We start from the raw sequence: 5,594 nt of genomic DNA, 5'->3' as shown, positions 1-5,594 counted from the left end.
AGACCGGAGTGCGCCGGGAGACCGGCAAGGAGTAGATGGTGCAAGTCCATCACGATGAAGGAGTAGCGAACCGCATCGACCCCGAGTCATGCGCAGAAGCCCGCGAGGGCATCGGCGAAGCGTTGACAGGGGAGCGCATAGGCCAGCCATTGAGCCGCGAAAGTACCCTCATCCTGGGTGCCGACGTCGTTCCGGTGACGGAAGGCAACACGGATGGGCGCGATAACGCGAGCGCCCAGACGGCCCGGCGTGGTCTTAGACACTGGCATGTGCGCACGCTCTTTGCGTGGGAACCGGGAGATCTCATGGTCGGCCAGCACCAGCATGTGTGCTGCACTGGCCCGCGTCGGGAAGGCGAGGAGCCGTAGCCGATGATGTACGATCATGAGAAGTCTGACCCCGTCATAGTAGCTGTGAAGCCGACGAACAAAGCCGGGCAACCGGCGGCGGAGTTGGTGGAGCCAAGGGCGGGGGCCGAGGGGAATGCGAGTCAGCAAAGCACGGGCCGGGCACAGTACCGGGGAACCGTGTCACAGGCGCTGGAGCGCATACGGCAAGCTGCAAGGCAAAGGAAGAAGGAGAAGTTCACCGCGCTCTTCCATCACGTCAGTATTGATCACCTCGCAGAGGCATTCTCTGAACTCAAGGAGAATGCTGCAGCTGGAGTGGATGGGCTGACATGTCGGGATTACGAGCAGCACCTTGAGCGCAATCTTGAGGACCTGCATGCTCGCGTCCATCGGGGAGCGTATCGGGCACTACCGGCGCGGCGGGTCTACATACCCAAGCCGGATGGTCGGCAACGCCCGATCGCGGTCGCCGCCCTTGAAGACAAGATCGTCCAGAGGGCGACGGCTGCGGTGCTGAGCGCGATCTACGAGGAAGATTTCCTCGGGTTCTCGTATGGGTTCCGACCCGGACGCAGCACGCACGATGCGATGGATGCGCTCGTGGTCGGGATCACCAGCACAAAGGTGAACTGGATACTGGACGCCGACATCCGCTCGTTCTTCGACACGGTGAGCCAGGAGTGGCTCATCAAGTTTGTGGAACATCGCGTCGGCGACCGACGTATCATCCGCCTGATCCAGAAATGGCTCAAGGCAGGCGTCCTGGGAGACGGGATCGTGACGGTCAGTGACAAGGGGACCGGGCAGGGATCGGTGATCTCACCGCTTCTGGCCAATCTCTACTTACACTACGTTTTCGATCTCTGGGCCGAGCGCTGGCGACGGCGTGAGGCCGCGGGCAATATGATCATCGTGCGCTACGCCGACGACCTCATTGTTGGCTTCGAGCACGAGACCGACGCCCGTCGCTTCCTAGACGAGATGCGTAAGCGGTTACAGGAGTTTGCACTGTCGTTTCATTCGGAGAAGACCCGGCTGATCGAGTTTGGACGCTTCGCGGTGGAAAACCGCAAGCGGCGCGGGCTCGGTAAACCGGAGACCTTCACCTTCCTGGGCTTCATCTTTATTTGCAGCAAAACTCGTCGGGGTAAATTCCAAATCAAACGGAAGTCTCGGCGGGACCGCATGCAAGCAAAGTTGCAAGCCATCAAACAGGAATTGCGACGGAGCATGCATCAGCCGATTCCCCAGCAGGGAAGATGGTTGCAGCAGGTCGTCACCGGCTACTTCAACTACCACGCGGTGCCGACAAACAGTTCGACACTGACCGCGTTCCTATTCCACGTTACCAATCTCTGGCGGCGCACGCTGCGGCAGCGGAGCCAGAAAGACTGGACGACTTGGGAGCGGATCAAGCGGTTGGCAGACGACTGGCTTCCGAAGCCGCGAATCCTTCATCCGTGGCCACAAAGTCGCTTCGCCGTTAGACACCCAAGGTGGGAGCCGTATGCCCGAATTGGGCCCGTACGGATCTGTGCGGGGGGCGCGAGGTAACTCGCGTCCCTACCGCGAAAGTGGCCTACCAGCGGTCAAACCGACGCGACTGACCCTTAGCGGACATCAATGATCGGGCGACTTTGACTTAACCTATTAACTCGACCAGAAAGCTTTTGTGTCAGCACATCGATGCTTTTGGTGACAAGGTTTTGAAATGAAGGCTCCCCTCGTACAACTGGCAATGACCACTGTGGCCGCATGTCTTTTGATCGACGCGGTAGCATTCGCTGACGTTCCCTACGCCTTTTCTGATCATCCGTCGCAGGACGGTCGTTGCATCGGCGACCATGGCGTAGGCGACATTGATCGCTCTGAGGAAGCTTGTCTGGCGCAGGTTGGCGAACTGGCCCGGCGCATTGGCCCTGGTCTGCAATTGAAGTTCAGGAACGGAAACACGCGAATTTATCTCAACGAGGAAACGAAGTGTCAGAGCACTGACGCTGAAGGCTGCGTTAAATATCAACTGACTGGCTATTTTCCCGAACACGATCTCCTATTGATCGAAATTGATTATTGGGAAGGTGTGAGTTGGCGGCTTGTATGGGCTGACACGGGTGACGATACGAACATCGTTGCACCTCCGCACTATTCTCCTGACAAGCGCTGGCTGGCGTCCGTTGCCTCGGGACCGGGTCCTTCCGGACCTCCGGACGGAATGGATATAGTTCCAAGTAAGCCAAGCCCCACCCTCAAGGAGTGGCACTATCGCACTCCGGATGACGGGAAGTGGCTCTACGAATTTACTGGTTGGGACGGGAACGCTCGCGTCAATCTTGTTGCGTCATCGTTGGAAGCGCCGCAACGAAGCTCTCCCACCTCCATCGAACGCCGAAAGGGAGATTGGCATCTGAGGGAGCCGCAGTAACACCACGCTCGATGACTTCGGCTTCTGGCCCTCCTGAGACATGCCGAACGGCCGTGACGATGTCCGCGTCCGAGCGAAGACCGGAAGTGCCAACCCGCCGGTGCGAGGTCTCAGTTTGACCCTGGCTGTGCAAAACTCTAAGTTCAATGCGCTTGCGGGTTTGACCGCGAAGACGGTCGTGAGCGAATAACTTGTTCTATCGCCACGTAGCGTCCTGGCGTTTTCACACAGCCAAGACCCACTTCGGACATCTCGGACATCGCGAAGGCGTACACGAGTAAGCTGGGTTGACGCGTCTCAACCCTCGGTCTCCAGCTATTTAATGTGAAATATTTGAGGTGCCGACGCGACCCGCAATAGAATACTACCAGTAATGTATTCTGAATTGTTCCACAATTATCGCTTGTGGTTCTCCATCAAGCCATTAAGCTCAGGAAAATTTTCCGAGCAATTTTTGTAAATGGAGGCAAATCATGGCCCGCATTTATCTGGCTCTGGTGAGTGCCGTACTGTTCCTTACTTGCCAAGGAGCGTCTGCGCAAATTTGCAAACCGGTTGCTGAGCGCACAGGCGAAGTAGGGTGTTGGATCATCGCCAATCAGTCTGTCGGACAACTTAACAAGCCAGAGACCTTTTGGCACCTGGATGTCTACGCGACCCGGGCCGAGGCTGAAGCAGCAAAAACTGTTGGCAGCGCCGTGGTCGAATCTCTTGGAAAGATGTGGCTGCTGACGATTGCAGACAAAGGTTGGCGGTCGTCCGGGGGCGAACGCATTGCTGAGATCGGTCCGCTTCCGATAAGCGCAGGTCAAACCTATTCTGCTCAATACATGGAGGCGATCTTTACGCCGGGGATGGTAGCGCCGGCGCATACGCATGCGGGGCCGGAGGCCTGGTACACGCTGGCGGGAGAGACCTGTCTGGAGACTCCCAGCGGTAAGCAGATCGGGCGGGCGGGTGGCGCACCGGTGATCATACCGGGCGGACCACCGATGCACCTTACGGCCACTGGAACGGAGCAGCGCCGCGCTTTGGTCCTCATTCTTCACGATTCATCAATGCACGCGACTACACCAGAACACGAATGGGTCCCCAAAGGTTTGTGCAAGACTTAGTGGCGGCGCGTCACTTCTGATATTGGCACGTTTCGGACCTGACGGTGCAGTCACCGCATGTCTGTTGTTGGGGGCGAAGCGGAAAACATCTATTCGGGATGAGTATTTCGCATTTTGACCCATCCCGGGCATGGGTCGGTACGCGAGTTTGACTCAAGAGCCGCTATAGCTGCGTCCGAACCAACGGGCGTAAACGGGGTCATTGATCATTCGATCAAGCCGCGCGCGGCGCAATCGCTGAATAAAATCCGGCTTGTCCGTCTGCCCGGCAGGTCCGGCGTGAAGAATGCCAAGCAGCCAGTTTGAGAACTCCTGATACCGCCAGATATCCGGGAGCCGCGAAGCGGTGTAATTGCCGAGGCGATCGCCATTGGCAGTGTCGCCGTAACGTTCACACAGGCCAGCTGCGAGTTCGATCGCGTCCTGAATAGCCATGTTCATGCCCTTCGCACCTGCCGGCGTCACCATATGAGCGGCATCGCCGGCGAGGAATATACGACCCAGCTGCATCGGTTCGCGAACACGAACGCGCAGATCGAGGAAATCCCGCTCGATGAGGTCACCGCGAACCAGCGGTAACTGATCGCGAATAGCCATGCGCTGTTCCAGCTCTGCCCAAATGCGTTCGTCTGGCCAGTCGGCAAGCGTGTCGGTAACAGGCACTTCCAGATAGTATCTTGTCGATGTCGCCGAGCGCCGAAACTGACCCGCGAACCCCCTGGCGTGCAACGCGAAAACGGTGCGGCTTGGCGGGGCAATTGCAGCAATGATTGCAAGCCAACGGAATGGGTGGGCGATCTCGAACGTCTCGAACCCGGCTGCCCGCGCGATCATGCTTCCAGCGCCGTCGCAGGCCACAACAGCTTCGGCCCGGATTGTAACAGGTTCGCCGTTCGTCACGGTAACCGCCCGTACCTCCGCATCCGTCTCGTTTTCCGCGACATCGACGACCTTTACCCCGAAGCGAATTCGACCACCTTTCGCGACCAGCGTATCAGCCCAATCGCCGACAAGCTCTTGCTGCGGGTAGATGTAGTGCCCCCGACCATCATCGCTGGGAGCTCCGTAATCGCAGACAATAACTTCACCGTCGATACGGAATTCGCAGATTCCATTGCGCCCTCCGCGCTCGGTGATGGTATCGGCAAGACCGAAGGGTTGGAGTGCGGCGACGGCGCGTTGCTCAATCAATCCGGCCTTCGTTCGGCTGCGGAGTTCGCCTGACTGCTCACGTTCAAGGATCACGAACGAGATGTTCGACTGGTGAAGGATATGGGCGAGCACCAGCCCGGCGGGACCAGCGCCAACGATACATACCAACGCGGTATCTTTATCCATGTATTCATCCCCAAAGGCGTGAACTGCTGAATCGTCGCGACATAGGTCATCATGATATCAGAAATCCTGAAGTCAGATGTCTGCGTTTGGCGTGCGCCGTGCAAAGGCGGCGCTTTCCAGTGGGTGCAAGCCCCACCCGGCAACCGCTCCAGCCGGAAGCAATCGGAGCAGTCATGGAGGTAACGAAGTGGCTGAAGCCTTCGATTAGCGTGTCACGAATTGGTGACAGTGCGAGTGTGCAGGCCGCAACGCGAGTGAACGTCGAGCAAGCCTCGAAAAGGAAGATGTGTAGGCCGATCCGACTGCCATATCGGGGAAGGCTGAAACAGCTGGGCGAGTTGAGCGAAGAGTACGACCAGTTGCTACACC

General features: G+C 58.1%; 6 protein-coding genes. 4 read left to right on the top strand and 2 right to left on the bottom strand.

The features are described from left to right. Positions 1 to 86 precede the first annotated feature (86 nt). Complete coding sequence (locus UP10_RS44325) at positions 87 to 326, bottom strand: hypothetical protein (protein WP_044591365.1); 240 nt, start codon at positions 324 to 326, stop codon at positions 87 to 89. A gap of 45 nt (positions 327 to 371) precedes the next feature. Between UP10_RS44325 and ltrA the strand changes: the two genes are divergently transcribed. From ltrA to UP10_RS16835, 3 genes are all read left to right on the top strand, one after another. Continuing rightward, positions 372 to 1,904: a group II intron reverse transcriptase/maturase gene (gene ltrA, locus UP10_RS16845; RefSeq protein WP_502692203.1), complete on the top strand. Its 1,533-nt coding sequence runs from the start codon at positions 372 to 374 to the stop codon at positions 1,902 to 1,904. A 157-nt stretch (positions 1,905 to 2,061) separates the two neighbouring features. Next, entirely contained in the window at positions 2,062 to 2,772 is a 711-nt protein-coding gene (locus UP10_RS43110) for a hypothetical protein (protein ID WP_245321766.1), read from the top strand. 473 nt (positions 2,773 to 3,245) lie between these two features. Next, positions 3,246 to 3,887 carry a cupin domain-containing protein gene (locus UP10_RS16835; protein WP_044588449.1) on the top strand — a complete coding sequence of 214 codons (642 nt, stop codon included), beginning with the start codon at positions 3,246 to 3,248 and terminating at the stop codon, positions 3,885 to 3,887. A 153-nt stretch (positions 3,888 to 4,040) separates the two neighbouring features. Here UP10_RS16835 and UP10_RS16830 read toward each other — a convergent pair whose 3' ends face one another. Then, on the bottom strand, positions 4,041 to 5,225 hold the full coding sequence (locus tag UP10_RS16830) for an FAD-dependent monooxygenase (RefSeq protein WP_044588448.1): 1,185 nt from the start codon (positions 5,223 to 5,225) through the stop codon (positions 4,041 to 4,043). Positions 5,226 to 5,398: 173 nt separating this feature from the next. Between UP10_RS16830 and UP10_RS45645 the strand changes: the two genes are divergently transcribed. Next, positions 5,399 to 5,594, top strand: a 196-nt coding sequence (locus UP10_RS45645) for a hypothetical protein (RefSeq protein WP_044588447.1), incomplete at its 3' end; no start/stop codon positions are given.

It is taken from the genome of Bradyrhizobium sp. LTSPM299 (genome assembly GCF_000938235.1).
Classification (GTDB): domain Bacteria; phylum Pseudomonadota; class Alphaproteobacteria; order Rhizobiales; family Xanthobacteraceae; genus Bradyrhizobium.
Note: the sequence above shows the minus strand (reverse complement) of the source record. Positions and strands in the feature narration are given on the sequence as shown.